At 69.0% G+C, this 26565-nt stretch carries 27 protein-coding genes, 1 pseudogene and 1 riboswitch; of the genes and pseudogenes, 17 read left to right on the plus strand and 11 right to left on the minus strand.

Features of this window, described 5'->3' with window-relative positions; translation table 11 throughout:
- From GT042_RS20290 to GT042_RS20335, 10 genes are all read left to right on the plus strand, one after another.
- Window positions 1-372, plus strand: a 372-nt coding sequence (locus GT042_RS20290; RefSeq protein ID WP_161310141.1) for a 2-oxo-4-hydroxy-4-carboxy-5-ureidoimidazoline decarboxylase, incomplete at its 5' end; no start/stop codon positions are given.
- Window positions 373-540: 168 nt separating this feature from the next.
- Entirely contained in the window at window positions 541-936 is a 396-nt protein-coding gene (gene sdhC / locus GT042_RS20295) for a succinate dehydrogenase, cytochrome b556 subunit (protein ID WP_161310142.1), read from the plus strand.
- Window positions 926-1402 (plus strand): succinate dehydrogenase hydrophobic membrane anchor subunit, encoded by a 477-nt coding sequence (locus tag GT042_RS20300; protein ID WP_161310143.1) that lies wholly within the window; start codon window positions 926-928, stop codon window positions 1400-1402. The genes sdhC and GT042_RS20300 overlap by 11 nt, the downstream gene beginning before the upstream one ends.
- Window positions 1403-1423: 21 nt before the next feature.
- Window positions 1424-3178 (plus strand): succinate dehydrogenase flavoprotein subunit, encoded by a 1755-nt coding sequence (gene sdhA, locus GT042_RS20305; RefSeq protein WP_161310144.1) that lies wholly within the window; start codon window positions 1424-1426, stop codon window positions 3176-3178.
- Window positions 3178-3954 (plus strand): succinate dehydrogenase iron-sulfur subunit, encoded by a 777-nt coding sequence (locus GT042_RS20310; protein ID WP_161310145.1) that lies wholly within the window; start codon window positions 3178-3180, stop codon window positions 3952-3954. The genes sdhA and GT042_RS20310 overlap by 1 nt, the downstream gene beginning before the upstream one ends.
- A gap of 168 nt (window positions 3955-4122) precedes the next feature.
- Entirely contained in the window at window positions 4123-4686 is a 564-nt protein-coding gene (locus tag GT042_RS20315; protein WP_161310146.1) for a hypothetical protein, read from the plus strand.
- 225 nt (window positions 4687-4911) lie between these two features.
- Window positions 4912-6216, plus strand: coding sequence for a glycosyltransferase (locus GT042_RS20320; RefSeq protein WP_161310147.1), 1305 nt, complete (start codon window positions 4912-4914; stop codon window positions 6214-6216).
- 15 nt (window positions 6217-6231) lie between these two features.
- Window positions 6232-6912 carry a hypothetical protein gene (locus GT042_RS20325; RefSeq protein WP_161310148.1) on the plus strand — a complete coding sequence of 227 codons (681 nt, stop codon included), beginning with the start codon at window positions 6232-6234 and terminating at the stop codon, window positions 6910-6912.
- 15 nt (window positions 6913-6927) lie between these two features.
- Complete coding sequence (locus tag GT042_RS20330) at window positions 6928-7926, plus strand: glycosyltransferase family 4 protein (protein WP_161310149.1); 999 nt, start codon at window positions 6928-6930, stop codon at window positions 7924-7926.
- Window positions 7927-8186: 260 nt separating this feature from the next.
- Window positions 8187-9233, plus strand: a complete 1047-nt coding sequence (locus GT042_RS20335) for an SGNH/GDSL hydrolase family protein (protein ID WP_161310150.1) — start codon at window positions 8187-8189, stop codon at window positions 9231-9233.
- A 160-nt stretch (window positions 9234-9393) separates the two neighbouring features.
- Here the strand turns inward: GT042_RS20335 and GT042_RS20340 are convergent.
- A pseudogene (locus tag GT042_RS20340) lies at window positions 9394-10128 on the minus strand (VWA domain-containing protein); the annotation flags it as partial.
- 222 nt (window positions 10129-10350) lie between these two features.
- Between GT042_RS20340 and GT042_RS20345 the strand changes: the two are divergent.
- Genes GT042_RS20345 through GT042_RS20355 form a run of 3 tightly spaced genes read left to right on the plus strand, consistent with a single transcriptional unit; the run spans window position 10351 to window position 11951 of the window.
- Complete coding sequence (locus tag GT042_RS20345; protein WP_161310152.1) at window positions 10351-10788, plus strand: hypothetical protein; 438 nt, start codon at window positions 10351-10353, stop codon at window positions 10786-10788.
- A 6-nt stretch (window positions 10789-10794) separates the two neighbouring features.
- Window positions 10795-11214, plus strand: a complete 420-nt coding sequence (locus GT042_RS20350; RefSeq protein WP_161310153.1) for a DCC1-like thiol-disulfide oxidoreductase family protein — start codon at window positions 10795-10797, stop codon at window positions 11212-11214.
- Window positions 11215-11225: 11 nt separating this feature from the next.
- Window positions 11226-11951, plus strand: coding sequence for a TetR family transcriptional regulator (locus tag GT042_RS20355; RefSeq protein ID WP_161310154.1), 726 nt, complete (start codon window positions 11226-11228; stop codon window positions 11949-11951).
- A gap of 27 nt (window positions 11952-11978) precedes the next feature.
- Here the strand turns inward: GT042_RS20355 and GT042_RS20360 are convergent, their stop codons facing one another.
- Both GT042_RS20360 and GT042_RS20365 read right to left on the minus strand, forming a co-directional pair.
- Entirely contained in the window at window positions 11979-13307 is a 1329-nt protein-coding gene (locus GT042_RS20360; protein WP_161310155.1) for a metallophosphoesterase, read from the minus strand.
- A gap of 168 nt (window positions 13308-13475) precedes the next feature.
- A complete protein-coding gene (locus GT042_RS20365) occupies window positions 13476-13751 on the minus strand; it encodes a hypothetical protein (protein ID WP_161310156.1) in 276 nt (91 codons plus the stop codon).
- Between the two features lie 166 nt (window positions 13752-13917).
- On the opposite strand from GT042_RS20365, the gene GT042_RS20370 reads away from it, so the two are divergent.
- Window positions 13918-15204: a D-alanyl-D-alanine carboxypeptidase gene (locus GT042_RS20370; protein ID WP_345943846.1), complete on the plus strand. Its 1287-nt coding sequence runs from the start codon at window positions 13918-13920 to the stop codon at window positions 15202-15204.
- Here the strand turns inward: GT042_RS20370 and GT042_RS20375 are convergent.
- A complete protein-coding gene (locus tag GT042_RS20375; RefSeq protein ID WP_161310158.1) occupies window positions 15161-16114 on the minus strand; it encodes a YihY/virulence factor BrkB family protein in 954 nt (317 codons plus the stop codon). The two genes, GT042_RS20370 and GT042_RS20375, sit on opposite strands and share 44 nt — an antisense overlap.
- 184 nt (window positions 16115-16298) lie before the next feature.
- On the opposite strand from GT042_RS20375, the gene GT042_RS20380 reads away from it, so the two are divergent.
- Window positions 16299-17666 (plus strand): FAD-binding oxidoreductase, encoded by a 1368-nt coding sequence (locus GT042_RS20380; protein ID WP_161310159.1) that lies wholly within the window; start codon window positions 16299-16301, stop codon window positions 17664-17666.
- Between the two features lie 67 nt (window positions 17667-17733).
- The gene (locus GT042_RS20385) at window positions 17734-18489 is read left to right on the plus strand and encodes a decaprenylphospho-beta-D-erythro-pentofuranosid-2-ulose 2-reductase (RefSeq protein WP_161310160.1); all 756 of its coding nucleotides are present in this window, start codon (window positions 17734-17736) and stop codon (window positions 18487-18489) included.
- A 71-nt stretch (window positions 18490-18560) separates the two neighbouring features.
- Here the strand turns inward: GT042_RS20385 and GT042_RS20390 are convergent, their stop codons facing one another.
- The 3 genes from GT042_RS20390 to glyA all read right to left on the minus strand — a co-directional run bounded on the left by GT042_RS20390 (window position 18561) and on the right by glyA (window position 21716).
- A complete protein-coding gene (locus GT042_RS20390; protein WP_161310161.1) occupies window positions 18561-19154 on the minus strand; it encodes a 2'-5' RNA ligase family protein in 594 nt (197 codons plus the stop codon).
- A gap of 141 nt (window positions 19155-19295) precedes the next feature.
- Window positions 19296-20309 (minus strand): tryptophan--tRNA ligase, encoded by a 1014-nt coding sequence (gene trpS / locus GT042_RS20395; protein ID WP_161310162.1) that lies wholly within the window; start codon window positions 20307-20309, stop codon window positions 19296-19298.
- 138 nt (window positions 20310-20447) lie between these two features.
- Complete coding sequence (gene glyA / locus GT042_RS20400) at window positions 20448-21716, minus strand: serine hydroxymethyltransferase (RefSeq protein WP_161310163.1); 1269 nt, start codon at window positions 21714-21716, stop codon at window positions 20448-20450.
- 38 nt (window positions 21717-21754) lie between these two features.
- Window positions 21755-21845: riboswitch (ZMP/ZTP riboswitch) on the minus strand.
- Window positions 21846-22029: 184 nt separating this feature from the next.
- Here glyA and rocD point away from each other — a divergent pair.
- On the plus strand, window positions 22030-23235 hold the full coding sequence (gene rocD, locus GT042_RS20405) for an ornithine--oxo-acid transaminase (RefSeq protein ID WP_161310164.1): 1206 nt from the start codon (window positions 22030-22032) through the stop codon (window positions 23233-23235).
- A 43-nt stretch (window positions 23236-23278) separates the two neighbouring features.
- On the opposite strand, the gene GT042_RS20410 is transcribed toward rocD, so the two are convergent.
- The 4 genes from GT042_RS20410 to GT042_RS20425 all read right to left on the minus strand — a co-directional run.
- Window positions 23279-24460, minus strand: a complete 1182-nt coding sequence (locus tag GT042_RS20410) for a glutathionylspermidine synthase family protein (protein ID WP_161310165.1) — start codon at window positions 24458-24460, stop codon at window positions 23279-23281.
- Between the two features lie 51 nt (window positions 24461-24511).
- Window positions 24512-24793 carry a hypothetical protein gene (locus GT042_RS20415; protein ID WP_161310166.1) on the minus strand — a complete coding sequence of 94 codons (282 nt, stop codon included), beginning with the start codon at window positions 24791-24793 and terminating at the stop codon, window positions 24512-24514.
- 187 nt (window positions 24794-24980) lie between these two features.
- Entirely contained in the window at window positions 24981-25370 is a 390-nt protein-coding gene (locus GT042_RS20420; protein ID WP_161310167.1) for a VOC family protein, read from the minus strand.
- 135 nt (window positions 25371-25505) lie between these two features.
- Window positions 25506-26565, minus strand: a 1060-nt coding sequence (locus GT042_RS20425) for a PLP-dependent aminotransferase family protein (RefSeq protein ID WP_161310168.1), incomplete at its 5' end; no start/stop codon positions are given.

Genomic DNA, 26565 nt, shown 5'->3' on the forward strand with positions numbered 1-26565 from the left:
CTCTCGCACGCCGACCTGACGGAGGCGCTCGCCGCCGAGTCGTCCCCCGGCCCGCTCCACAGCGCGCCCCCGGCCGCCCGCACCGCCCTGCGCGCCGCGCACGCCGCGTACGAGAGCAGCTTCGGACACGCGTTCGTGATCAGCCTCGACGGATACGCCCCCGAGGAGCGCCTCGACCAGGTGCTGAGCGGGATCCGTACGCGGCTGTCCCACGACCCCGACCACGAACGGGCCGTGTCGGCGGACGAATTGCGCCGGCTCGTACGGTCCCGAATTGCCGCGCTGATCGCCCGACCCCGGGAATCCAGCGAGAATGTGCATACAGTATCCAATAAATCCGCCTGCCCTGATAGCCCGTCCGTGGCGGTTTGAATGGGTGTTTGATCACACCTGTGGACCCCGGGCGAGGACACGGAAAATACGTCGCTACGATGGCCGGGGCCGGTGGACCGTACCCGGCCGGGTACGACCGACACCACTGTGCTTGATTGAGTAGAAGATGGCGGCCGGCCCCGATCCTTGCTCCCGGAGGGTTTTTCCGTGCCGGCTGGAACGCTGTACCGCGGCCGGGAAGGAATGTGGTCCTGGGTGGCTCATCGAGTCACCGGCGTCCTCATCTTCTTCTTCCTGTTCGTACACGTGCTGGACACCTCGCTCGTCCGCGTCTCCCCGGAGGCGTACGACGACGTCGTGGCCACCTATAAGAACCCGGTCGTCGCGCTGCTCGAGTACGGCCTCGTGGCCGCCATTCTCTTCCACGCGCTCAACGGCCTGCGCGTCATCGCCGTGGACTTCTGGTCCAAGGGCCCCCGTTACCAGAAGCAGATGCTCTGGACCGCCGTCGGCATCTGGGTGGTCCTGATGGTGGGCGCCCTCTATCCCGTGCTCGGCCATGCCGTACGCGAAGTCTTCGGGAGTGCCACCCATGTCAGCTGACACCACGACCTCGATCAGTCCCGTCGAGGGCGCGAGCCTGTACGACGCCGACAACCCGGCGCCGCTCATCGAGCCCCCGCGCAAGCGCACCGGCAAGACCCCGAAGGCGACCCGCGGCAACTTCGAGATGGCCGCGTGGCTCTTCATGCGGCTGTCCGGCGTCGTGCTGGTCGTCCTGGTCATCGGCCACCTGATCATCCAGCTCGTCCTGGACGGCGGGGTGACCAAGATCGGCTTCGCGTTCGTCGCCGGCCGCTGGGCGTCCCCGTTCTGGCAGATCTGGGACCTGCTGATGCTGTGGCTGGCGATGCTGCACGGCGGGAACGGCCTGCGCACCGTCATCAACGACTACGCGGAGCGCACGACCACGCGCCTGTGGCTCAAGGGCCTCCTGTACACCGCGACGGTGTTCACCATCTTCCTCGGCTCGCTGGTGATCTTCACCTTCGACCCGAACATCCGTTAAACCGGGGCTGACGAGACTCTCATGAAGATCCATAAGTACGACACCGTCATCGTCGGCGCCGGTGGCGCCGGTATGCGCGCGGCCATCGAGTCGACCAAGCGCAGCCGTACCGCCGTGCTGACGAAGCTCTACCCCACCCGCTCCCACACGGGCGCGGCGCAGGGCGGCATGGCCGCCGCGCTCGCCAACGTGGAGGAGGACAACTGGGAGTGGCACACCTTCGACACGATCAAGGGCGGCGACTACCTGGTCGACCAGGACGCCGCCGAGATCCTGGCGAAGGAGGCCATCGACGCCGTCCTCGACCTGGAGAAGATGGGCCTGCCGTTCAACCGGACGCCCGACGGCACCATCGACCAGCGCCGGTTCGGCGGGCACTCCCGCAACCACGGCGAGGCGCCGGTGCGCCGGTCCTGCTACGCCGCGGACCGTACGGGCCACATGATCCTCCAGACCCTCTACCAGAACTGCGTCAAGGAGGGTGTGGAGTTCTTCAACGAGTTCTACGTCCTCGACCAGCTGATGGCCGAGGTCGACGGCGTGAAGGTGTCCGCCGGGGTGGTCGCCTTCGAGCTGGCCACCGGTGAGATCCACATCTTCCAGGCCAAGTCGGTCGTCTACGCGTCCGGCGGCACCGGCAAGTTCTTCAAGGTGACCTCGAACGCGCACACCCTGACCGGTGACGGACAGGCCGCCTGCTACCGGCGCGGACTGCCCCTGGAGGACATGGAGTTCTTCCAGTTCCACCCGACGGGCATCTGGCGCATGGGCATCCTGCTCACGGAGGGCGCCCGCGGTGAGGGCGGCATCCTGCGCAACAAGGACGGCGAGCGCTTCATGGAGAAGTACGCGCCCGTCATGAAGGACCTCGCCTCGCGCGACGTCGTCTCGCGCTCCATCTACACGGAGATCCGCGAGGGCCGCGGCTGCGGGCCCGAGGGCGACCACGTCTACCTCGACCTCACGCACCTGCCGCCGGAGCAGCTGGACGCCAAGCTGCCCGACATCACCGAGTTCGCCCGTACGTACCTGGGCATCGAGCCGTACACGGACCCGATCCCGATCCAGCCGACCGCGCACTACGCCATGGGCGGCATCCCCACCAACGTCCAGGGCGAGGTCCTCGCCGACAACACGACGGTCGTTCCTGGCCTGTACGCGGCCGGCGAGGTCGCGTGTGTGTCGGTGCACGGCGCGAACCGCCTCGGCACCAACTCGCTGCTGGACATCAACGTGTTCGGCAAGCGGTCGGGCATCGCCGCCGCGGAGTACGCCGCCAAGCACGACTTCGTCGAACTGCCCGACAACCCGGCGGAGTTCGTCGCGAACCGGGTCGAGCACCTCCGTAACTCCACCGGCAAGGAGCGGGTCGCCGCGCTGCGCCTGGAGCTCCAGGAGACCATGGACGCGAACGTCATGGTGTTCCGTACGGAGCAGACGATCAAGACGGCGGTCGAGAAGATCGGCGAGCTGCGCGAGCGCTACCTGAACGTGTCCATCCAGGACAAGGGCAAGCGCTTCAACACGGACCTGCTGGAGGCCATCGAGCTGGGCAACCTGCTCGACCTGGCCGAGGTGATGGCGGTCTCCGCGCTCGCCCGCAAGGAGTCCCGCGGGGGTCACTACCGCGAGGACTACCCGAACCGCGACGACGTGAACTTCATGCGCCACACCATGGCGTACCGCGAGGTCGGCGACGACGGCAACGAGTCGATCCGTCTCGACTACAAGCCGGTCGTCCAGACCCGCTACCAGCCGATGGAGCGTAAGTACTGATGTCCACAGCCACCATGGACCGGGTCGAGGCGGCCTCCGCCGCCTCGCACCTCATCACGGTCACCTTCCGCATCCGCCGCTTCAACCCGGAGATCTCGGCCGAGGCGACCTGGCAGGACTTCCAGATCGACATCGACCCCAAGGAGCGGGTCCTCGACGGTCTCCACAAGATCAAGTGGGAACTGGACGGGTCGCTCACCTTCCGCCGCTCGTGCGCGCACGGCATCTGCGGCTCGGACGCGATGCGGATCAACGGCAAGAACCGGCTGGCGTGCAAGACGCTGATCAAGGACATCATCTCGCCCAACAAGGAGGGTGTGTCCAAGCCGATCACGGTCGAGGCCATAAAGGGCCTGACGGTCCTCAAGGACCTGATCGTGGACATGGACCCGTTCTTCCAGGCGTACCGCGACGTGATGCCGTTCCTGGTCACGACCGGCAACGAGCCGACGCGTGAGCGCCACCAGACCGCCGAGGACCGCGAGCGCTTCGACGACACCACCAAGTGCATCCTGTGCGCGGCGTGCACGTCGTCCTGCCCGGTGTTCTGGAACGACGGCCAGTACTTCGGCCCGGCGGCCATCGTGAACGCCCACCGCTTCATCTTCGACTCGCGCGACGAGGCCGGGGAGCAGCGGCTGGAGATCCTCAACGACAAGGACGGCGTGTGGCGTTGCCGTACGACGTTCAACTGCACGGACGCGTGCCCGCGCGGGATCGAGGTCACGAAGGCGATCCAGGAGGTCAAGCGGGCGCTGATCACGCGCCGCTTCTGACGTCGTCCCGAGGGGCGTTGCGAGGGTCGTTGCGATACGGCTTCAAGAGGCCCGTTTCCGTACGAAGTCCGTACGGAAACGGGCCTCTTCTGTGCCAGGATCAGAGCAGGATCAGAGACCGACCGACACGGCCGACGTCGAACTGGGCCGGGGGAAACGGGGAGCGAGATGACCGAGCCGAATCCGTACGCGGACGGGGAGTACAAGTGGGGCCCGGGCCAGCCGCCCGGCACACCGGAGTACGACTTCCCCCAGCCGACCCTCGCCGACGGCCAGATCCCGCCCCCGCCCGCCCCGGGCTACGGCTACCCCCAGGGCACTCCCCCGTACGGCTACCCGCACCCGGGCACGGGCATGACCCCGTCCCCCGCCGCGACGCACGGCGGCACCCCGCTGGTGACGATCGGCGACATCACGGTCATCGGCGACTCGATCGTGACCCCGTCGGGAACGCTGCCGCTGCGCGGCGCGGTGTGGAACGCCACGGACCTGTCCCGCACCGAGGAGAAGATCCCGGCCCACGCCATCGTCCTGGCGATCGTCTTCTTCCTCTTCTGCCTGATCGGCCTGCTCTTCCTCCTGATGAAGGAGCGCACGACGACGGGCTTCATCCAGGTGACGGTGACGAGCGGCGGAATCCACCACTCGACCATGATCCCGGCGAACAACCCCCACGCGTTCCAGGCGGTCATGGGCCAGATCGCGTACGCACGCTCGATCAGCTCGATGTGACGAACCGTCGCCGGCCGCTCCCGTGCCGCGCACGATCCAGCGCGTGACCGGGATCGTGGGTGGGGTTGTTCGGGGTCACTCGCCTGCACCCAGGGCCGGCTCAGCGCGCCGCGCACGTCGCAGCCAGGGCGCGATTCGGGTCGTTCGCGTACGGCCGGTTCGAGTGACTGCCGATAGTGTCGCCGGTCGGCGCCACCATTGGGTCCGGAAGGAGGACGCGATCGCATGCGAGTGCTGATTGTCTCGGACAACTACGCACCGAATGGGGATGGGATTGCCGCGTCCGTAATATCCCTGGCTACTGGACTGTGCGAGTTGGGGCATGAGGTGACCGTGATCGCACCGCGCGCAAATGCGCCCCTTCCGCCGGCCGAATACATGACTTACTTCGTTCCCTCATTTGCTACCGGATATGGAGATTACAGGTTCAGTTGGCCGTCGGCCGGTGCGGTGAAGAGGATCGTCGAGTATTGCACCCCTGATATCGTCCACGTGCATAGTCTGGGGTCCCTGGGCCTACTTGCGGCCAGTCATTGCCGACGCCTTGGAATCAAGTGCGTGCTCACATGGCATACCGATCTGGAAGCCTATCGTAAGGCTTATCCTGTCTTGAATTTCTGCATCCCTCTCATGTATCTGGCGAGCGTTCCACGTCGTTTGCCGACGGCCGTCGCACGACTACTTCTGCGAACAACAATCACTTTGACCACCAGAGCCAGGCTTGCCGAATACTATCGGCAGATGTTGTGCGGCACTCTCACGCTCTTCGATCACGTCATCACCCCCTCGGCCAAAGCGGCGTCAAGTATCGCGGATCTGCTGCCGGGTGATTCGGTGAGCATCATCCCTACCGCGCCAATTCCCGCTCAAGAACTTGACGCCGAGTCCAGGAGGCGTCTGCATTCGTTGCGCAAGGTTTTGCATGGCGGAGATGCGGTTATTTGCTTTGTGGGGCGACTCTCGAAGGAAAAAAACCTTGAGTTGCTCCTGCGAGTGATGGCGCGGCACGTCTTGCCTGAGTATCCGGGTGCCAGACTGAATGTGATCGGAGGGGGGCGGCGTAGAAACCACTACGAACGCCTTACGCAGGCATTGCAAATTTCGCACGCGGTGACCTTCTCCGGACCCCTTCCGCGGGAGATTGTCGGGCATGTACTGAAATCCTGTACGGTTTTGGCGCATCCCGCACTGTCCGAAACTCAGGGCATGGTCATTGACGAGGCGGCCCTGGCTGGGGTTCCTGCCGTTGTTCTGGACCCAGAACTCGCAGTTCGGCACGCGGTTACCGGATACATCGCAACCTCGGAGTCGTCACTCGGCACCGAATTGGTACGAATTATCCGCGCACCGGAGATCAGGCGTCGCCTCGGAGTGAATGCGCGACGGGCTGTCGAAAAATACACTTCACGTCAGTATGCGGCTCGCGTGGCTGCCGTCTACCTTGAGGTGGTTGGTCGAGACCGAAAAAAGCAGTCGAAAACTGGACCACTCTCAGGACCATCATTCTCGGGTGACCGATCCATTCACTAGATTGACGGGATTCTCATGACGCGTAGAATCGTACTCGGGCAATCGACAAGTGATCGTTTTGCAGTCGACGTCGCGGTCAATGAATCGCGCGACGACCAGCTTCTACAGATCATGCTCGCCGAGGTGGTTGATCTCACGAAAGCCATGCGTGAATTTCTGTTGACAGCCGATAGATTCGTCAACTTCTCTGGGATCATCGCCGTCGGGGCTCTGACCATCGGGGGAATCAAACACGACGATGGAAAAAACTGGTTAGCCCTGGTTTTCGCTCCTTACGGACTCGCCATGGCCTTCGGATACCTGATCCAGGTCTACACCGAGGTGGAAAAGCGGGCCGGGTACAAGAAGTTCTTGGAGTTCCAGATAAATCGGACGATGGGGAAGCAGGTGCTTCTCGAGTCGCAAATAAACTCGCAAGTGGAACGAAACCGGCTGAGTGTCAGGCTGATGCAGCGGATCAACGCATCGGGTTTTCTCGCACTGGCGGCCCTTAGTTATATTGAAACCTTGCACCGGTACTCCGGTGAGAAGTACTGGGGCGGTTGGGTGTTGAATTGGAGCACTCTCAACCTTGCCCTCCTCTGTTTCGTGACGTTTATGCTGGTGCGCGCCGGCCTTGAGAACAAGAATGCAAGCGGTCAGGCGTACGAACGTGCCCAAGCCCTTTACAATTCCACTGTCCCGTCTCCACAATGAGGTACAGTCCGGGAAATGAAGGTAAACGTTCTGTCGGAATCCGCGTTCACTGTGGGTGGCCACGGAGTCCACTCTGCGTACATCGAAGATGTCGCCATGCTTCGCCACACGCCTGGACTCGAAGTCCTGACCAATAGCTTGCGGCGTGCCGATATTCAGCACGCGCACACCGTGGGGCCATATGCCATGAGCCTTCTGAGGTCCGGCCGGGTTCGGGTTGTTACTGCTCATCTGACGGCCGGGTCGTTGCGAGGAAGCCTTCGTGGCGATCGGTACTGGCACTCCTCGTTCATGCGGCACCTGCGTGCGTCCTACAATTCTGCCGATGTGGTCGTGGCTGTGAGCCGCAGCGTGAAGACCGAGCTCAAGAACATGGGAGTGGTCAAGCCCGTTCACATCGTTCCCAACTCGGTGGACGTCGCTGCCGTGCGCAATCTGAGTGGTCTCCGGACGGAGTCCCGTGAGCGGCTCGGTATCAGGCCGGATGAATTCCTTGTCATGGGAGTCGGCCAAGTACAGCCGAGAAAAGGAATCGCTACGTTCATAGAATGTGCGCGAGCCTTGCCGCAAGCCCGATTCCACTGGGTCGGAGGAACGATCTTCGGTCCTCTCGCGGACCGTCGAACTGAAATGCGCTCACTAGTTGCGCGTGCGCCGGTAAATGTTGAATTCGTCGGGCAGGTCGACCGCTTGGCGGTACTTCGGCGGCTTGCGGCAGCAGATTTGTTCTTTTTGCCGTCAACGCAGGAGAACTGCCCCATGGCTGTCCTGGAGGCGGCAGCGGTCGAACTCCCGATTCTCCTGCGTGACGTCTCGTCGTACGGAGACCTTTTTGGGTCGGACTGCAGATATGGGACCGAGAACACATTCGTTCAGCAGATCGAGGAACTCATCAATGATCGGGATCAGCTCCCCGAGCTGTCTCGAAAGGCCGGCAGAATGGCTGGCAGATTTGATTCGAGCATGAAGTCCTCGCGGATGCTGGAAGTATACCGAGCAGCTGCATCGGTTTAGAGGGAATCTGGTCCTGGTCTGTGTACTTGCTGGTTCGGGATGACTTTATGACTGCGCTGGTCGACCGTCGCTGGACGAGGCGTGCGTGCCCCAAGCTGTTGGCAGTGGTGACGTGAAGATCTGACATTTAGCTCGATCGGGTCTGATGGGTCCGATTCGGTCGAGCGGTGGACCGGTCGCATGGATGATCTTGGGCGAGACGCCTTCCGATGTGGGCACATTGCGGCTCCGGGGTGTCTTCTGCCGATTCTGGAGGATTCATGCGACACCCTGTCTCCCGACTCAGGACGCGAGCACTGGCGGTCGGGCTCGCTCTGGCCGCGTCCGCCCTCGTACCCGCGGGCTCCGCCGGCGCGGCTGATCAGTACGAGTGGGCCGCTCTCGGGGACTCGTACACCGCCGGGGGTTTCGTCGGGAACCCGCAGCCCGCGCTCGGTGACGCGTCGCGGGACGGCTGCGACCGCACCAGCGACGCTTATCCCGGGCTCGTCGAGCGGGAACTCGACGAGTTCCCGCCGGGCAAGTACGTCCACCTGACCAACGTCAGCTGCGGCAACGCCACCATCGACAACATCGCCGCCACCGAGCAGACGCCGATCAGTCCGGTCCAGCCCCCCACCGGAGGCTGGAGCGCCGTCGACCCACAGATCCAGCGGGCCAACCTGAACGACCGGACCGACGTCGTCACCATCGGCGTCGGCGGCAACAGCCTGCCCTTCGGCGGCATGCTCCTCAAGTGCCTCGAACTGGGCGCAAAGCCCGGCGAATCCTGTCGCGAGCACTACACCAACCCGCCCGAGGGCGAGGAGAGCATCAACGACAAGCTCGCCAGGGTCCAGGACGAGTACATCGCCATGCTGGCCAAGGTGCACGAGGCCGCACCCAACGCCAAGGTGATCACCGTCGGCTACCCGGCCGTCCTGCCGGACCAGGCCACTGCCTGCAACCGCCTCTCCCTCACCGAACTGGGCGCGATCAAGCACGCCGACATCGACTGGCTCCGAGAAGACGTCCTCAAACCGCTGAACAACACCATCCGGCAGGTCTCCTCCTTCTTCGGCGACCGCTACGTCGACATCTACTCCTCCAGCGTGGGCCACGACGCCTGCCAGCCCGCAGGCACCAAGTGGGTCGAGGGGACCTGCGGCGACGCCGCCGACTACTGGCCCGCCAAGCTCGCCGGCACCGTACTGAACTGCGGTCTCATCCAGAAGCGCGTCACCCTGGTCCACCCCAACGGCGCGGGACACGCCAACACCGCCGCACACGTCGAACGAGCCATCCGCGTCGCTCTCCTCGAACGCTGACCCACCGCACACCAGCGCCCAGCGCCCCGGCCCGCGACGTACCGCGGGCCGGGGCACGTGCAGGGCCGCACGCCGATGAGTCCGGACTCGGTCCGGACGAACGCCTCGGCCCGGACGAACGCCTCGGGACGCCGAACGACAGGCTCAGTCAACGACAGGCTCAGTCGAGGATGCCCGCGCGGTTGGCCGCCGTCAGCCAGGTGGGGAACGCGCAGAGCAGGCGGTCGTACAGTTCCGCGTCCGAGGTGCGGGTGATGTCGTCCAGGGGGAAGAAGGCCGCGTTGTCCAGCGGGCGGCCGGGGAGCGTGTTCAGGCGGGTCAGGACTCCGTAGTCGGAGTGGCCCAGGCCGACGAACTGCCAGAAGACCGGCTCCTCCACGGACGCGCGCAGTTCCGCCTCGATCTCGCGGTCGCGGTGGATGCCGCCGTCGGAGAAGAAGAGGACGAGGGTGGGGGCCGGGGCCGGGTTGTCCCGTACGTACGCGCGTATCGCCGCGATCGCCTTGTGCTCCTCGTTCTGGATGCCCACCGCCCGCATGTCCGTCTGGCCGGGCAGCAGCCCGCGACGCGGTCTCCTGGGGCGGCCGAAGAGGCGGAACTGGCCTACGCGTACGTGGAGTCGGAGCCACTCGGGCAGGGCGGCCAGGTCGACGTCCGGGAGCCGCGCCGGGTTCGACGCGAAGGTCCAGGCCCGCATCCCGCCCTCCGCGTCCAGGCGCGCGGCGACGGCGGCCACGCGTTCCACCAGGTCTGCGACCGCGCCCCGGCGGTAGAGCCCGGCCATGGAGGCCGACGCGTCCAGGACGAGGACCACCCGGGCGCTCGCGCCGGCCACGCCGTAGTGGTGGAGGGTGAGGTCGACCTGCGCCGTGCGCAGGGAGAGGCGCCGGCCCAAGTGCCCGGAGTGCTGTTCCTCGTCCTCCACGTGCCCCTCCCGGTCGCGGGATACGGATGCCATCACTCCAGTCTGCTCCTGTTGCCGCGTCCCCGTGACACCGATGTCAACACTCGCCGCGAACGGCCGGATCAGTGCGCCCCGCACATCTTGAACATGTTCAAAATTGAGGCTACAGTCCACGACAAGAGCTTTTGAACACGTTCAAGAGGAGGGTGGGGCATGGACCTCACTGTGGTCGCGTATGTGGTCTACCTGGCGATCAGCGGAGCGCTGACCGTCTGGGTCGCCTGGACACTGAGCCGGGCCGGAAAGGTGTTCCTCGCCGATGTGCTGCACGGCAACGAGAAGCTCGCCGAAGCCGTCAACCACCTTCTGGTGGTGGGCTTCTACCTGGTCAACCTCGGCTTCGTCGCCCTCTACCTCAAGGGAGGCGACCACGTCGGAAACACCCGCGAGCTGTTCGAGGCGCTGTCCGTGAAGGTCGGCGTCGTCCTGCTGGTGCTCGGCGGGATGCACCTCGCCAACGTCTACGTGCTCAACCGGATCCGGCGGCGCGGCATCATGGAACGTGACCAGATCCCGCCGGTCCCGCCGCAGGGCTGGACCCCCGGGCCCGGCCCGTGGACCGCGCCGACACCCCCGCCGGCCGGAGCCTGACCGGCCATGGGCACCTCCCACGCACACACGGCCGTACGGGGGTTGACCGTGCTGTACGACGCGAACTGCCCGCTCTGTGTCCACCTGCGCCACTGGCTGCTGCGCCAGCGCGCACTCGTCCCGCTGGACCTGGTCCCCGCCGCCTCCCCCGAGGCCCGGCGGCGGTTCCCCCGGCTCGACCACGCGGGCACCCTGGACGAGATCACCGTGATCGGGGACGGCGGCCAGGTCTACCGGTCCACCGCCGCCTGGATCGTCTGCCTCTGGGCGCTGGCCGAACACCGCGCCAAGGCGCACTGGCTCGCCACCCCGTCCGGCGCTCCCTTCGCCCGCGTCACGGTCCTGGCGGCGGCGAAGTACCGGCGACTGACCGCCGCTCCCTGCGACGCCGCCTCGGGGTGCGAAGCGCCCCCCGCGTCGCACTAGGCTCGGTCACTGTGAAGGACGAGAAGAAGGACGAGAAGGACGCCAAGGCGCCCAAGAGCGAGCAGACCCGCACGCTCATCCTCGAAACCGCGCTGCGCCTGTTCCAGGAGCGTGGGTACGACAGGACGACGATGCGGGCCATCGCGCAGGAGGCCGGGGTCTCCGTGGGCAACGCGTACTACTACTTCTCGTCCAAGGAACACCTCGTCCAGGGCTTCTACGACCGGATCGCCGCCGAACACCGCGCGGCGGTCCGGCCGGTGCTCGACACCGAGACCGATCTTGAGGTACGGCTCACCGGGGTGCTGCTGGCGTGGCTCGACATCGCCGCTCCGTACCACGAGTTCGCGGCGCAGTTCTTCAAGAACGCCGCCGACCCCGAGAGTCCGCTCAGCCCCTTCTCCCCCGAGTCGGAGTCCGCCCGCGAGGCCGCGATCTCCGTCCACCGCGAGGTACTCGCCGGGTCCAAGGCGAAGGTCGCCGACGAACTGGTCGGGATACTCCCCGAGTTGATGTGGCTCTCCCAGATGGGACTGGTCCTGTACTGGGTGTTCGACCGCTCGGAGGGCAGCGAGCGCAGCCGCCGGCTCGCCGAGCGCGGCGCCCGGCTCACCACCCGGGGCGTCTCGCTCTCCCGCTTCCGGGTGCTGCGGCCCCTGGTCCGTGAGGTGCACGAGCTGTTCACGGACTTCCTGCCGGGGATGGCGGAGGCGGCGTCCGCGCGGAAGCGGGGCTGAGCGCCGGGGCCGCCCGCCGGACACGCCCTAGGCCTGGCGGGAAGCCAGTTCCACGACCGTGATGTCCGACTGCGCCCCGACCCGGACCGGCGGCCCCCAGGCGCCCGCGCCCCGCGTCACGTACAGCTGCGTATCGCCGTACCGCTCCAGACCCGCCACGGTCGGATTGGCCAGCTCCGCCAGGTAGTTGCCCGGCCAGAGCTGGCCGCCGTGCGTGTGCCCGGAGAGCTGGAGGTCGACCCCGTGCCGTACGGCGTCGTGGATCACGATCGGCTGATGGGCGAGGAGCACGGACGCCCTGGCCCGGTCGCGGTCGCCGAGGGCCTTCCCGAAGTCGGGCCCGTCGTCGTCCCGCTCGCCCGCCGGATCGTTGACCCCGGCGAGGTCGAAGCCCGCGATCTCGACGCGCTCGTTCACCAGGGGCCGCAGCCCCAGCTCCCTGACGTGGTCCACCCACTCCCGCGCGCCGGAGGAGTACTCGTGGTTCCCGGTCACGAAGAACGCCCCGTGCCGCGCCTCCAGCCCCGCGAGCGGCACGGCGGCCGGGGCGAGATCCTCGACGGTGCCGTCCACGAGGTCGCCGACGACGGCGATGAGGTCGGGGCGGGTGGAGTTGATGGTGTCGACGATGCGCTGGGTGTGGGCGCGGCCCAGGATCGGGCCGAGGTGGATGTCGCTGACGACCGCGATGCGGTACCCGTGCGCGGCGCGCGGCAGCTTGGCGAGCGGGATGGTGATCCGCTTGAGGCGCGGGCCGCGCAGGACACCGTACGTGCCGTATCCGACGGTCGCCACGGCGGCGGTCGCGGCGGCGCCGGCGACGACGCGCGAGACGAACAGGCGGCGGGAGGGGACGGCGGCGGCGGGCGGGGCCTGGCCGGTGAGGACGGCCCCTGCCGGTGAAGAATCGCCGGAACCACCGGAACCACCGGACGCGGCGACCGGCTCCGCGACCTCGGCCCGCGTGGGCGGCTGTACGTCACCCTCGGCGCGGGCGCCCACCTGTACGGCCCCCTCGCCGTCCCCAGCCCGTGCGCGGCCGTCCACGTACCGCCGCAGGAGCGGCCGTACCGCCTCGCCCACCAGCAGGGCCAGCAGCAGGTAGATCAGCAACGCGAGCCACAGGAAGCCCGGCCAGGCCATGACCTGCTCCAGCCAGAACGGCGCCCCGACCCGGCCCACCGTCACGGCGCCCACGGCCAGTACCGGCAGGACGAACACGGCGACGGTCCCGGCCCGGCGGGCCACGCCGCCCTCCCGCGCGGTGTCCCGCACGAGCCGCCGCCACACATACCAGTGCGCCGCCACCACCAGGGCGACCACCACCAGCACCACCAGAACGACCACGACGACCACGGACGGCCCCCACCTTCTGTTGTCCGCACTTCCTGCGTCCGCCCTCGGGGGCGGCCGGGCCACGCGACCCTGGGCGACAGTCTGCCGGGCGTGCGCGCGGGCGTGCGGGCCGGGGCCGGTCAGTGAAGAATGATCAACTGACGGGTCGACGGATGCCGGGCACCCCGGTCAGCTGGGGATACGGGCCTCCGGCGCGGCCGTGGCCGTTTCCCGTCGTACGGCGCGCACGCCCCGGAACCCGATGGTCCCCACGGCCGTCCCCAGGAGAAAGGACGTGATGGCGAGCACCAGATGCACCCAGAAGTAGGCGGTCGGGTCCCCGGCGTCGTCGAACGCCAGGCCGCTGCCGTCCTGCCACAGATTTTTGACGAAAGTGATCCAGATGAACCAGCTCCACACCCCGAACGCGAGCAGGAACCAGGACACGCGGCGGCTGAGCTTCATGGATTCAGTATCGTCGCCGCTGTTCCGGGGACAGCGGCGGGGTACGGAGGGCCCGGCGCGCGGCACGGAGGGCCGGACGCGGGGCGCGGAGGGCCGGACGGCCGCGCGGTTCACCCCCTCGGTGTCGAATTCACGGGACACAGACAGGCCCTGTACGTTTTCGGTCGTGCCCGCTCTGAAAAAGACCGCGTTGACGGTCTTCACCGCCACTTTGCTGCCCCTTCTGACCGTCGTGCCCGCGTCGGCGGACAGCGCCTCCAAGGGGCCGAGTGCCAGCAAGTCGCCGACGCCCCCGGCCGTGATGTCCACGGTCGGCGGGGCCAGGCTGGGCAAGGCCGGTACGCAGGTGGCACTCGGGCCCGGCGCCCCCGTCCTGCCCAAGAAGCTCAGCGGCCGGTCGTGGATCGTCGCCGACGCCGAGACGGGCGACGTCCTCGCCGCGCACAACGCGCACTGGCGGCTGCCGCCCGCCTCCACGCTCAAGATGCTCTTCGCGGACACCCTGCTGCCCCGGCTGCCCAAGGACCAGGAGCACAAGGTGGTGGCGGCCGACCTCGCCGGGATGGGCGACGGCAGCAGCCTGGTGGGCGTGAAGGAGAACCTGACGTACAGCGTCCACGACCTGTGGCTGGGCGTCTTCCTGCGCTCGGGCAACGACGCCGTGCACGTGCTGTCCGCCATGAACAACGGCGTGAAGAAGACCGTCCAGGACATGCAGCAGCACGCCGAGGAGCTCCAGGCGCTCGACACGACCGTCGTGACACCCGACGGGTACGACGAGAAGGGCCAGGTCTCCAGCGCGTACGACCTCACCCTGTTCGCCCGCTCCGGGCTCCAGAAGAAGGACTTCCGGGAGTACTGCGCCACCCAGTCGGCGAAGTTCCCCGGCGACCTCACGAAGGTCAAGAAGGGCAAGAAGCCGGAGAAGGACGCCAAGGGCCAGCCCAAGCGGGACACCTTCGAGATCCAGAACACCAACCGGCTGCTCACGGGCGCCAACGGAGTCTCCTCGTACAAGGGTCTCGCCGGGGTGAAGAACGGTTACACCTCGCACGCCGGCTCGACCTTCACCGGGGTCGCCGAGCGCAACGGCAAGGTGCTGCTGGTCACCGTGATGAACCCGTCCTCGGACGAGAGCCAGGCCGTCTACCAGGAGTCGGCGCGGCTGCTGGACTGGGGGTTCGCGGCCAGCGGCAAGGTCACGCCGGTCGGGGAGCTGGTGCCGCCGAAGTCGGCCCGTACGACCGCCTCGCAGCCGAGCGGCAGCCCCACACCGGCCCCGGGGGCCACCGACACCCACGCGCCCGCGGCGGCCGTGAGCGCCTCGGAGGACGGATCGGGCGGGATGGGGATCGCGCTGGCCGTGGTGGGCGGGGTGGTGGTGCTGCTGGCGGGCGCCGGGTACCTGGTCAACCGCCGCTGGCCGTCGAGCCCCCGCCCTCCCCGTTCCTGAGGGCGCGGCCCTCCCCGCTCTCCGCCCAGGCGGCCTCCGCCCTCTCCCTCCGCAGGTCCCGCTTGCTGCCCGTCGCCGTCCACGCCGCGCAGAACAGCAGCAGCTTCGCCGTGAAGTTGATCCACAGCAGCAGCGCGATCGGTACGCCGAACGCGCCGTACATCGTCTTCCCCGCCACCCCCGTCAGATAGCCGCCGAGCAGCAGCTTGAGCAGCTCGAAGCCGACGGCTCCGATCGCGGCGGCGACGAAGAGCCGGCGGCGGGGCGGGTTCACGCGCGGCAGCAGCGTCAGCACGTACAGGAGGATCAGGAAGTCGGCGACGGCGGCCGTCAGGACGGCGGCGGCCTGGAGCAGTATCCCGCCCGCACCGTCCTGGGAGATGCCCAGGTGACGGGCCGTCCAGCCGATGGCGGTGGAGCCGAACCCCGAGGCGCCGAGCGAGACGAGGCCGACCGCGCTGAGGCCGATGAGGACGACGCCGTCCTTGGCCCTGACGACGAACGGGTTGCCCTGGTCCAGGTGGTCCTTCTCCCAGACGGCCCGCAGGCAGTCCCGCATGGCGGTGATCCAGCTGACGCCGGTGAACAGGAGCAGCAGACCGGCGACCACCCCGACCGTGCCCGCGTTGGCCACCAGGTTGTTGATGTCGAGCTGCTTGGAGATGCCGGGGACCTGGTCGGTGAGGCTGCGCTCGACGCGGTGGAGCTGGCTGTTGCTGAGCAGCGCGGCGCCGATCGCGGCGGCCACGGTGAGCAGCGGGAAGAGCGCCACGAAGCTGATGAACGTGATCGCCGCCGCCAGCCGCGTCCAGTGCACCCGTTCGAGCGTCTCGTACGAGCGCCAGGCGTGCGTACGCAGGAAACGGGCGACGAACGGGCCGATGACGGGGAGATTTTTCAGCCAGTCCATGGAGGAGATGTACCCCGGGATCTCGGAAAACCAGCGTCCGGGTCCCCCGGAAGCGCAGAGGGATCCGGGGGGATCGCGGTTCGCCGTCCTGGGACGGTCCCCCGACCACCCATTCATACGAGTTCCCTCAGGCATTGCGCCAAAGGCGACAAAGAATGAGGTATGGGGCGATACGGTCACCCATATGTCTGCCGATACCGCCGATACCGCCGTTTCCATGACCGGCTGGGGCCGTACCGCCCCCACCACCGCCCTGCTGGTACGTCCCCGCTCCTACGAGGAGGCCGCCGCGGCCGTACGCGACTGCGGGCGCCGCGGTTCGATCGCCCGCGGGCTCGGCCGGGCCTACGGTGACGCGGCGCAGAACGCGGGCGGTTCGGTCCTCGACATGACGGCCCTGGACCGCGTCCGCACGATCGACGCGGAGGCGGGGGTGGTCGTCTGCGACGCGGGGACCAGCCTGCACCGGCTGATGAAGGTGCTGCTGCCGCTGGGGTGGTTCGTGCCGGTCACCCCCGGGACGCGTTATGTGACGGTCGGCGGGGCGATCAGCGCCGACATCCACGGCAAGAACCACCACGTCTCGGGCTCGTTCGCCCGCCACGTGCGGTCCCTGGACCTGCTGACGGCGGACGGCGAGATCCGTACGGTCCTCCCCGGCACCCCGCTCTTCGACGCGACGGCGGGCGGGATGGGGCTCACCGGGGTGATCCTCTCGGCGACCGTCCAGCTCCTCCCGGTCGCGACCTCGCTGATGTCTGTCGACACGGAACGCGCCACGGACCTGGACGACCTGCTGGCGCGGCTCACGGCCACCGACCACCGCTACCGGTACTCGATCGCCTGGATCGACCTGCTCGCGCGGGGCCGGGGGGCGGCGCTGGGGCGCGCCGTACTGACGCGGGGGGAGCACGCGCCGCTGGACGCGCTCCCGGCACGCGCGCGGCGGCGCCCGCTCACGTTCCGGCCCGCTCAGCTGCCCGCCGCGCCCTCCCACGTACCGTCAGGGCTCCTGGGGCGGACCACGGTCGGAGCGTTCAACGAGCTGTGGTACCGCCGGGCCCCCCGGCGGCGGACCGGGGAACTCCGGCGCCTTTCCTCGTTCTTCCACCCGCTCGACGGCGTACCGCACTGGAACCGCGTCTACGGACGCGACGGCTTCGTCCAGTACCAGTTCGTCGTCGGGTACGGGCAGGAAGAGACGCTGCGGCGGATCGTGCGCAGCATCGCGCGGCGCGGCTGCCCGTCCTTCCTCGCCGTGCTCAAGCGCTTCGGCCAGGGCGATCCCGGGTGGCTGTCGTTCCCGATGGCCGGCTGGACGCTGGCGCTGGACATCCCCGTCGGGCTGAGCGGCCTCGGCTCGTTCCTGGACGAGCTGGACGAGGAGGTCGCGACGGCGGGCGGCCGGGTCTACCTCGCGAAGGACGCGCGGCTGCGGCCCGATCTGGTGACCGCGATGTATCCGCGCCTGGAGGACTTCCGCGCGCTGCGGGCCGGGCTGGACCCGCGGTCCGTGTTCACGTCCGACCTGGCGCGGCGGCTGGGTCTCTGACGCTCCCGCACCCGTTTCCCCTCTCACCGCTTCCACCCCTCTTGAGCACCTCTTAAGGAGATCCCCGATGAAGGACGCCTTCGGTATCCCGCAGTCCTTGCTCATCCTCGGAGGCACGTCCGAGATCGGCCTGGCCACCGCCCGCCGGATGATCGCCCGGCGCACCCGTACGGTCTGGCTGGCCGGCCGCCCCTCCCTCGCCCTGGAGACCGCCGCCGACGGGCTGCGCACGCTCGGCGCGGACGTCCGTACGGTCGACTTCGACGCCCTGGACCCGGCCTCGCACGAGGAGACCCTGGGGAAGGTCTTCGCGGAGGGCGACATCGACATGGTGCTGCTGGCGTTCGGGGTCCTCGGCGACCAGGCGCGCGACGAGGCCGCGCCGCTCGCGGCGGTGCGCGTCGCGCAGACCAACTACACCGGAGCCATCTCGGCCGGGCTGGTGTGCGCGGGCGCGCTCCAGACGCAGGGGCACGGCTCGCTGGTCGTGCTGTCGTCGGTGGCGGGCGAGCGGGCGCGGCGCGCGAACTTCATCTACGGGTCGAGCAAGGCCGGCCTGGACTCGTTCGCCCAGGGGCTGGGCGACGCGATGCACGGCACGGGGGTGCAGGTCATGATCGTGCGGCCCGGGTTCGTACGGTCGAAGATGACGGCGGGTCTGGAGGAGACGCCGCTGGCGACCACGCCGGACGCGGTCGCGCTGGCGATCGAGCTGGGGCTGCGGCGGCGCTCGGAGGCGGTGTGGGTGCCGGGGGCGATGCGGGTGGTGATGTCGGCGCTGCGACACCTGCCGAGGCCGCTGTTCCGGCGGCTGCCGGTCTAGGGGGTGTCCGCGAAGGGGCGTCTGGCTCGCGGCGTCCGGCACGCGCCAAGGGGGGCCGTGAGAGCGCCTGCTCAGGGCCGCAGGGAGCGCGCGTGCCGGTCCACGGGGGTGCTCTGCGAGGGCACCCCCGAGATCTCCCCGCCCCCGCCGAACGCGTACTCGTGCAGCTTGCGCCAGACCAGGTCCGCGCCCTGCTCGTACAGCGCGAAGGAGGTGCAGCTCCAGTGCGCCCCGTAGTCGGCCAGCTCCTCGTAGGCGCGGTCCATCGCCTCCTCGGCGATGCCGTGGGCCACGGTGACATGGGGGTGGTACGGGAACTGGAGTTCCCGTACGAGCGGGCCCGAGGAGTCCCGGACCCGCTTCTGGAGCCAGGTGCAGGCCGAGGCGCCCTCGACGACCTGGACGAAGACGACCGGGGAGAGCGGGCGGAACGTCCCCGTACCGGACAGCCGCATCGGGAACGGGCGGCTGGCCGCCGCGACGGCGGCGAGGTGCGCCTCGATCGCGGGCAGTCCCGCCGCGTCGACCTCGGTCGGGGGAAGGAGGGTGACGTGGGTGGGGATGCCGGGCGCGGCCGTGTCGCCGAAGGCCGCACGCCGCTCCTGGAGCAGGCTGCCGTACGGCTCCGGGACCGCGATCGAAACGCCGAGCGTTACGGTCCCCACGTCGTTCTCCTCAGTCCGTGTGTGTCGGGTGGTGGTGCGGGTTCGCGCGGGTCGCGCGAGGGCGGTGCCGCCCGTCAGTGTGACGGTCGTACCGCCCGGCTGACCAGCACCCCCCGAGGTCGGGATGTCATGACGGCGGGGTCAGTGCTTGGCGGGCAGGAAACCGACTCTGTCGTACGTCTGGGCGAGGGTCTCCGCAGCAACCGTACGGGCCTTCTCGGCGCCTTCCGCCAGGATCGAGTCCAGCGTCTCCGGGTCGTCCAGGTATTCCTGGGTGCGCGCGCGGAACGGTGTGACGAAGTCGACCATGACGTCGGCCAGGTCCGTCTTGAGGGCGCCGTAGAGCTTGCCCTCGTACTTCTGCTCCAGGTCGGCGATCGTGACGCCGGTCAGCGTGGAGTAGATGGTGAGCAGATTGCTCACGCCCGGCTTGGCGGCGGTGTCGAAGACGATCTCGCTGCCGGTGTCGGTGACCGCGCTCTTGATCTTCTTGGCGGTCGCCCTGGGCTCGTCGAGCAGGTTGATCAGGCCCTTGGGCGTGGACGCCGACTTGCTCATCTTGATCGTGGGGTCCTGGAGGTCGTAGATCTTCGCGACCTCCTTGACGATGTGCGGCGCCGGGACCGTGAAGGTCGGGCCGAAGCGGGTGTTGAACCGCTCGGCGAGGTCGCGGGTCAGCTCCACGTGCTGCCGCTGGTCCTCGCCGACGGGGACGGCGTCGGCCTGGTAGAGCAGGATGTCGGCGACCTGGAGGATCGGGTACGTGAACAGCCCGACGGTCGCGCGGTCCGTGCCCTGCTTGGCGGACTTGTCCTTGAACTGCGTCATCCGGGAGGCCTCGCCGAAACCGGTGATGCAGTTCATGACCCAGGCGAGCTGGGCGTGCTCGGGCACATGGCTCTGGACGAAGAGCGTGCACCTCTGCGGGTCGAGACCGGCCGCGAGGAGCTGGGCGGTCGCGAGCCGGGTGTTGGCGCGCAGCTCGGCCGGGTCCTGCGGAACCGTGATCGCGTGCAGGTCCACGACCATGTAGAACGCGTCGTGGGTCTCCTGGAGGGCGACGTACTGGCGGACGGCGCCGAGGTAATTCCCGAGGTGGAACGAACCGGCGGTGGGCTGGATACCGGAGAGAGCGCGGGGACGGTCAGAAGCCATGCTCATCATTCTCTCAGGTGCCGCCGACAGCTCCGCAACGGATCTCCGACGAGCCCGGAATCGATCTTCCGGGGGGGGGGCGTCCCCCGGCGCCGGGGCATGGGCCGCCCCGGCGTCCGGAGGGACCGGCGGCCCGGCTCAGGCCGGCAGGCCGGGGGCCGGGAAGGCGGACATCAGGGCCGCGACCTCCGCGCGGATCGCCGTCAGGGCCGGTTCGTCGTCCTTGGACGCCGCCGTGACCGCTCGGTCGATCCAGTCGGCGATCGTCGCCATGTGATCGGTGGACAGGCCCCGGGAGGTGAGGGAGGGGGTGCCGATGCGGATGCCAGAGGGGTCGAAGGGCTTCCTGGTGTCGTACGGGACGGTGTTGTAGTTGACCACGATCCCCGCGCGGTCGAGCGCCTTCGCGGCGATCTTGCCGGGGACCTGCTTGGGGGTGAGGTCGATCAGGACCAGGTGGTTGTCCGTACCGCCCGAGACGAGGTCGAAGCCGCGCGCGAGCAGTTCGTCCGCGAGGGCGCGGGCGTTGGCGACGACCGCGTGCGCGTAGTCGCGGAAGGAGGGGCGGGCCGCCTCGTGGAGCGCGACCGCGATGGCGGCGGTGGTCTGGTTGTGGGGGCCGCCCTGGAGGCCGGGGAAGACCGCCTTGTCGATGGCCTTGGCGTGCTCCTCCCGGGACAGGAGCATCGCCCCGCGCGGGCCGCGCAGGGTCTTGTGGGTGGTCGTGGAGACGACGTCGGCGTACGGCACCGGGGAGGGGTGGGCGCCGCCGGCGATCAGGCCGGCGATGTGGGAGACGTCGGCGACGAGCAGCGCGCCGGACTCCCGGGCGATCTCGCCGAAGGCGGCGAAGTCGATGGTGCGGGGCAGGGCCGTACCGCCGCAGAAGATCAGCTTGGGGCGTTCCTTGAGGGCCATCTCGCGGACGGCGTCGAAGTCGATCAGGCCGGTGTCCTGGCGGACGCCGTACTGGACGCCCCGGAACCACCGGCCGGTGGCGGAGACGCTCCAGCCGTGGGTCAGGTGGCCGCCCATCGGGAGGGCCATGCCCATGACGGTGTCGCCGGGCTCGGCGAAGGCCAGGTAGACGGCGAGGTTGGCGGGCGAACCGGAGTAGGGCTGGACGTTGGCGTGCTCGACGCCGAAGAGGGCCTTGGCGCGGTCCGCGGCGAGCCGCTCGACCTGGTCGATGACCTGCTGGCCCTCGTAGTAGCGGCGGCCGGGGTAGCCCTCGCTGTACTTGTTCTGGAGGACGGTGCCCGAGGCCTCCAGGACGGCGGACGAGACGTAGTTCTCGCTCGGGATCAGGCGCAGGGTCTCGGCCTGCAACCGCTCCTCGGCGCCGACGAGGGCGGCCAGGTCGGGGTCGGTGGCCGACAGCGCGGGATGGCGGGGCGTGGGTGTCATGGCGTCCTCCGGGGCGATCCGATGCTGGGGTCGTTGTCCCGGGGCGCCCAGGCGGACGGCACCTCGTACGTGTCGCACCGCACGGCTCCCCCGCGGTCGTTTCCGCGTTCGCCAGTCGCCGGACGGTACGGCCCACCCTAGAGGTTTTCCCGCCGGGGCACGCCGGGACGGAGGTTTCCCGGCCCAAGTGGCGAGGGACGGGAGAAACTGGAGGTTGTCCCTGCTTGCGCCGGACAGCTTGTCCCGGACGACCCCGTCACGGAAGACCGTCACGGACGACCGGGGCCCGCTGTCCCGGACGAACGGAGTGCCCGTGTCGGCAACGGAGAACGCCATCGCCTCGGCGGAGGCCCACAGTGCGCACAACTACCACCCGCTCCCCGTCGTCGTCGCGTCGGCGGACGGCGCGTGGATGACCGATGTCGAGGGGCGGCGCTTCCTCGACATGCTCGCCGGGTATTCGGCGCTCAACTTCGGTCACGGCAACAGAAGACTGATCGACGCGGCCAAGGAGCAGCTGGAGCGGGTGACGCTCACGTCGCGGGCGTTCCACCACGACCGCTTCGCGGAGTTCTTTACGCGGCTGGCGGAGCTGTGCGGCATGGAGATGGTGCTGCCCATGAACACGGGCGCGGAGGCGGTGGAGACGGCGGTCAAGACCGCCAGGAAGTGGGGGTACCAGGTCAAGGGCGTGCCGGACGGCCGCGCGAAGATCATCGTCGCGGGGAACAACTTCCACGGCCGGACGACCACGATCGTCAGCTTCTCCACGGACACCGAGGCGCGGGCGGACTTCGGCCCGTACACGCCGGGCTTCGAGATCGTCCCGTACGGCGATCTCACCACGCTGGAGGCGGCGATCACGCACAACACCGTGGCGGTCCTGCTGGAGCCCATCCAGGGCGAGGCGGGCGTGCTGGTGCCGCCGCCGGGCTATCTCGCGGGGGTACGGGAGCTGACGCGCGAGCGGAACGTGCTCTTCGTCGCGGACGAGATCCAGTCGGGTCTCGGCAGGACCGGGAAGACCTTCGCGTGCGAGCACGAGGGGGTGGTGCCCGACATGTACGTGCTGGGCAAGGCGCTGGGCGGCGGGGTGGTGCCGGTGTCGGCGGTGGTGTCCTCGGCGGAGGTGCTGGGGGTGTTCCGGCCCGGCGAGCACGGTTCGACGTTCGGCGGCAATCCGCTGGCCTGCGCGGTGGGGCTGGAGGTCGTGGCGATGCTGGAGACCGGGGAGTTCCAGCGGCGCGCGGCGGAGCTGGGCGACCATCTCCACCGGGAGCTGGGGCTGTTGGTGGGCGGCGGGGCCGTGGAGACCGTGCGGGGGCGGGGGTTGTGGGCCGGGGTGGACATCGCGCCGGCGCTGGGCACGGGCCGGGAGATCTCCGAGCGGCTGATGGACCGGGGTGTCCTGGTGAAGGACACGCACGGCTCCACGATCCGGCTGGCGCCGCCGCTGGTGATCGGCAAGGAGGACCTGGACTGGGGGCTCGACCAGCTCAGGGCCGTACTGGCGGAATAGCGGGTGGGTGCCGCGGCCCCCGCGCTACAGGATCACGTGCGGCCTAGAGGATCACGTGCGGCAGGAAGCGGGCGTACTCGTCCGTGACCGGGCCCGACGACTCCCGTATGCCGAGCCCCGCCGCCTCGTTCTCCACGATCCACGCGCCGAGCACCACACGGTTGCCGTCGAAGTCGGGCAGCGGGGCCAGCTCCTGGTAGCAGGAGGGTTCCTCGGGCGCGGCGGGCGGGCCGCCCGGTTCGTGGAGGGTGACGCCCGCGCCCTCGCGGCCGAGCAGGGGTTTGGCGACGTAGCCGCCCCGGTCGGCGAGTTCGCGGGGGCCGTCGAGATAGGCGGCCAGCAGATTCGGGTGGCCGGGGTGGAGTTCCCAGAGGATCGCGAGCAGCGCCTTGTTGGAGAGGAGCATCTTCCAGGCGGGTTCGATCCAGCAGGTGGTGCCGGTGCCGCCGCCGTTGTCCAGCGTGTCCAGGACGTGCGGGCCGAACCGGTCGGTGGTCAGCCACTCCCACGGGTAGAGCTTGAAGCAGCTGCGGACGAACCGCAGCCGCTCGTCCACGAAGCGGCCGGACAGCCCGTCCCAGCCGAGCCGTTCGACGGACAGCGCGTCGGTGGCGAGACCGGCCTGGGCGGCGGTCTCGCGCAGGTACGCGACCGTCATCAGGTCCTCGCCCAGTTCGTCCCCGTCGGAGTGGACGAAGTGCACGGGGCCCGGCGGCAGGAGGGCGGCCTGGTTGCGCCAGGCGTCGACGAGACGTTCGTGGAGGGAGTTCCACTGGTCGGCGCCGGGGAAGAGCTCCTCCATCCAGAACCACTGGGCGCTGGCGGCCTCCACCAGTGACGTGGGGGTGTCGGCGTTGTACTCCAGCATCTTGGCCGGGCCCGTACCGTCGTAGCGCAGGTCGAAGCGGCCGTAGACGGTGGGCAGTTCGGCGCGGCGGCGCCATGACTCGGCTATCAGCGCGGCGAGTCGGGGATCGGTGATGCCGAGGTCGGCGAACCGGTTGTGCTCCACGATGTGCGCGGCGGCGCCCAGGCACATCGAGTGCAGTTCCTCGACGACCTCTTCGAGCGCCTCGACCTCGGGCAGTGTGAAGCTGTAGTAGGCGCTTTCGTCCCAGTACGGGCGCAGGGACCCGTCCGGGTGACGGGTGAGCGGATAGATGACGCCTTGTTCCTCGACGGTCTGCTGCCAGCCGGGGCGGGGCGTGACGGTGTGACGTTTCATCAGCGGCTCTCCGGGCTCATCAGCGGCTCTCCTGGCCGGCCGGGGCGCCGGTCAGCCGCCGCCGGAGCCGGAGTGGCCGAAGCCGCCCCGGTCGACCGCCGACTTGTCGAAACTGCCGCCTTTGGCCTTGCCGTTCTTGAACGAGCCGCCGTAGTAGTACGCGCCACGGCCGTGGTCGTCGTCACACTCGTACTTGGGCAGCTTCTCGTGGGTCACGCGGTCGACGCACCGCTTGTCCGGGTCGGAACCGCACGCGGTGAGCGTGAGCGCCAGCATCCCCATCCCGCCGAGCACCACCCCGCTCGACCTCAGTCTCCGTTGCCGCGCCGCCATGCGCCGTCCTCCCCCTCGGATACGGACACGAGCCCGCGTACGGCCCCGGCTCCGGAACCGTACACAGGCTCGTCCGTACGAACTGTCGATCGAACCGCCACCCAGCCTAGCCCTGCTCCAGGAGGGCGGTCCTGGGGCCCAGGGCGTGTCCGCGAAGTGGGGTCTGGCTCGCGGCGTCCGGCACGCCCTAGTTCACGAACCCGCCGTACGGGCGCGTGATGCACTCCAGGGCGTGGCCGGCCGGGTCGAGGAAGTAGACCCCGCGCCCGCCGTCGTTGTGGTTGATCTCGCCGGGGTGCTTGCGGTGCGGATCGGCGTAATAGGTGAGTCCCTCGCCCTGGATACGGGCGAAGATCTCGTCGAACTCCTCTTCGCCGACCAGGAACGCGTAGTGCTGCGTGACGATCGACTCCGCGGGGATGGTCGCGAAGTCGAGGGTGACGCCGTTGCTCAGCTCGACGGGGATGAACGGGCCCCACTCGGTGCCTACTTCGAGCCCCATGACGCGACCGAAGAAGGTCGCGGATTCCCGGTTGTCACGGGAGTGGACGATGGCGTGATTCAGCTGGACCGACACAGTGGATTGCCTCCATCAGGCAACTCACGGGCTACCTCCATGCCTCACCCGGACGGTGACCGACACGCGATGCCGTACCGAAGATCCTAGGCACAGTGGTCCGTACTGTCACCACACGTTTCACGACACCGGCGATCACGGCAGCGCGCGGCACAGCGCGTCCAGCGCGCCCGCCCACGCGCTGACCGGCGGGGTTCCGTAGCCGACGACCAGCGCGTCCGGGCCCGGCTCCGCCGTCCCGTGGCGAAAACGCGCCAGGCCGCTGACGGCGAGTCCCTGCCAGGCCGCCGCCTCGATCACGGACCGTTCGGTGCCGGCGGGAAGCTCGACCACGGCGTGCAGCCCGGCGGCGATGCCCGTCACCCGGATGTCGGGCCGCCCGGCGAGCGCCTCCACGAGCTGGTCGCGGCGGCGCCGGTAGCGCAGCCGCATCGAGCGGACATGACGGTCGTACGCGCCCGAGGCGATGAACTCCGCGAGCGTGAGCTGGTCCAGCGCGCTCGACGCCCAGTCCACCTCCCCCTTCGCCGCGGTCACCTCCGCCACCAGCCCCTCGGGGAGCACCATCCAGCCGAGCCGCAGCCCCGGCGCCAGGGACTTGCTCGCCGTGCCGAGGTAGACCACCCGCTCCGGATCGAGGCCCTGGAGGGCGCCGACGGGCTGGCGGTCGTAGCGGAACTCTCCGTCGTAGTCGTCCTCCAGGATCAGCCCGTCGGTCGCGCGCGCCCAGTCGACGGCGGCGGCGCGCCGGTCGGGGTGGAGCGCGACCCCGGTCGGGAACTGGTGCGCCGGGGTCAGCAGCACCGCCCCGGCGCCCCGTACCCCCGCCAGCTCCCCGGTCCGGGTGCCGTACCCGTCCAGCGGCAGCGCGGGGGTGCGGAGGCCCGCGTCCGTCAGTACCTTCCGGTGCTGGCGCAGGCCGTACGACTCGACGGCGACCGCGCGCACCCGGCGCGCCCTGAGGACCGTGGCCAGCAGCGTGAGCCCGTGGACGAAGCCGGAGCAGACGACGATGCGTTCGGGGGCCGCGTACACCCCGCGCGCCCGCGCCAGGTAGTCGGCGAGGACGGTACGCAACTGGGCCAGGCCGCCCGGGTCGCCGTACCCGAACGCCTCGTGGGGCGCGTCGGTCAGCGCCCGGCGCGCGGCCGTGAGCCACTGCGCGCGGGGGAATCCTGCGAGGTCGGGGGAGCCG

Origin of the sequence: Streptomyces sp. SID3212 (assembly GCF_009865405.1) — a bacterium.
Classification (GTDB): domain Bacteria; phylum Actinomycetota; class Actinomycetes; order Streptomycetales; family Streptomycetaceae; genus Streptomyces.

What these genes read in the sequence shown, in the direction of transcription:
- GT042_RS20300 (WP_161310143.1), top strand. Translation starts at nt 926, where the DNA reads ATGTCAGCTGACACCACGACCTCGATCAGTCCCGTCGAGGGCGCGAGC.
- sdhA (WP_161310144.1), top strand. Translation starts at nt 1,424, where the DNA reads ATGAAGATCCATAAGTACGACACCGTCATCGTCGGCGCCGGTGGCGCC.
- GT042_RS20310 (WP_161310145.1), top strand. Translation starts at nt 3,178, where the DNA reads ATGTCCACAGCCACCATGGACCGGGTCGAGGCGGCCTCCGCCGCCTCG.
- GT042_RS20315 (WP_161310146.1), top strand. Translation starts at nt 4,123, where the DNA reads ATGACCGAGCCGAATCCGTACGCGGACGGGGAGTACAAGTGGGGCCCG.
- GT042_RS20320 (WP_161310147.1), top strand. Translation starts at nt 4,912, where the DNA reads ATGCGAGTGCTGATTGTCTCGGACAACTACGCACCGAATGGGGATGGG.
- GT042_RS20325 (WP_161310148.1), top strand. Translation starts at nt 6,232, where the DNA reads ATGACGCGTAGAATCGTACTCGGGCAATCGACAAGTGATCGTTTTGCA.
- GT042_RS20330 (WP_161310149.1), top strand. Translation starts at nt 6,928, where the DNA reads ATGAAGGTAAACGTTCTGTCGGAATCCGCGTTCACTGTGGGTGGCCAC.
- GT042_RS20335 (WP_161310150.1), top strand. Translation starts at nt 8,187, where the DNA reads ATGCGACACCCTGTCTCCCGACTCAGGACGCGAGCACTGGCGGTCGGG.
- GT042_RS20345 (WP_161310152.1), top strand. Translation starts at nt 10,351, where the DNA reads ATGGACCTCACTGTGGTCGCGTATGTGGTCTACCTGGCGATCAGCGGA.
- GT042_RS20350 (WP_161310153.1), top strand. Translation starts at nt 10,795, where the DNA reads ATGGGCACCTCCCACGCACACACGGCCGTACGGGGGTTGACCGTGCTG.
- GT042_RS20365 (WP_161310156.1), bottom strand. Translation starts at nt 13,751, where the DNA reads ATGAAGCTCAGCCGCCGCGTGTCCTGGTTCCTGCTCGCGTTCGGGGTG.
- GT042_RS20375 (WP_161310158.1), bottom strand. Translation starts at nt 16,114, where the DNA reads ATGGACTGGCTGAAAAATCTCCCCGTCATCGGCCCGTTCGTCGCCCGT.
- GT042_RS20380 (WP_161310159.1), top strand. Translation starts at nt 16,299, where the DNA reads ATGTCTGCCGATACCGCCGATACCGCCGTTTCCATGACCGGCTGGGGC.
- GT042_RS20385 (WP_161310160.1), top strand. Translation starts at nt 17,734, where the DNA reads ATGAAGGACGCCTTCGGTATCCCGCAGTCCTTGCTCATCCTCGGAGGC.
- trpS (WP_161310162.1), bottom strand. Translation starts at nt 20,309, where the DNA reads ATGGCTTCTGACCGTCCCCGCGCTCTCTCCGGTATCCAGCCCACCGCC.
- glyA (WP_161310163.1), bottom strand. Translation starts at nt 21,716, where the DNA reads ATGACACCCACGCCCCGCCATCCCGCGCTGTCGGCCACCGACCCCGAC.
- GT042_RS20410 (WP_161310165.1), bottom strand. Translation starts at nt 24,460, where the DNA reads ATGAAACGTCACACCGTCACGCCCCGCCCCGGCTGGCAGCAGACCGTC.
- GT042_RS20415 (WP_161310166.1), bottom strand. Translation starts at nt 24,793, where the DNA reads ATGGCGGCGCGGCAACGGAGACTGAGGTCGAGCGGGGTGGTGCTCGGC.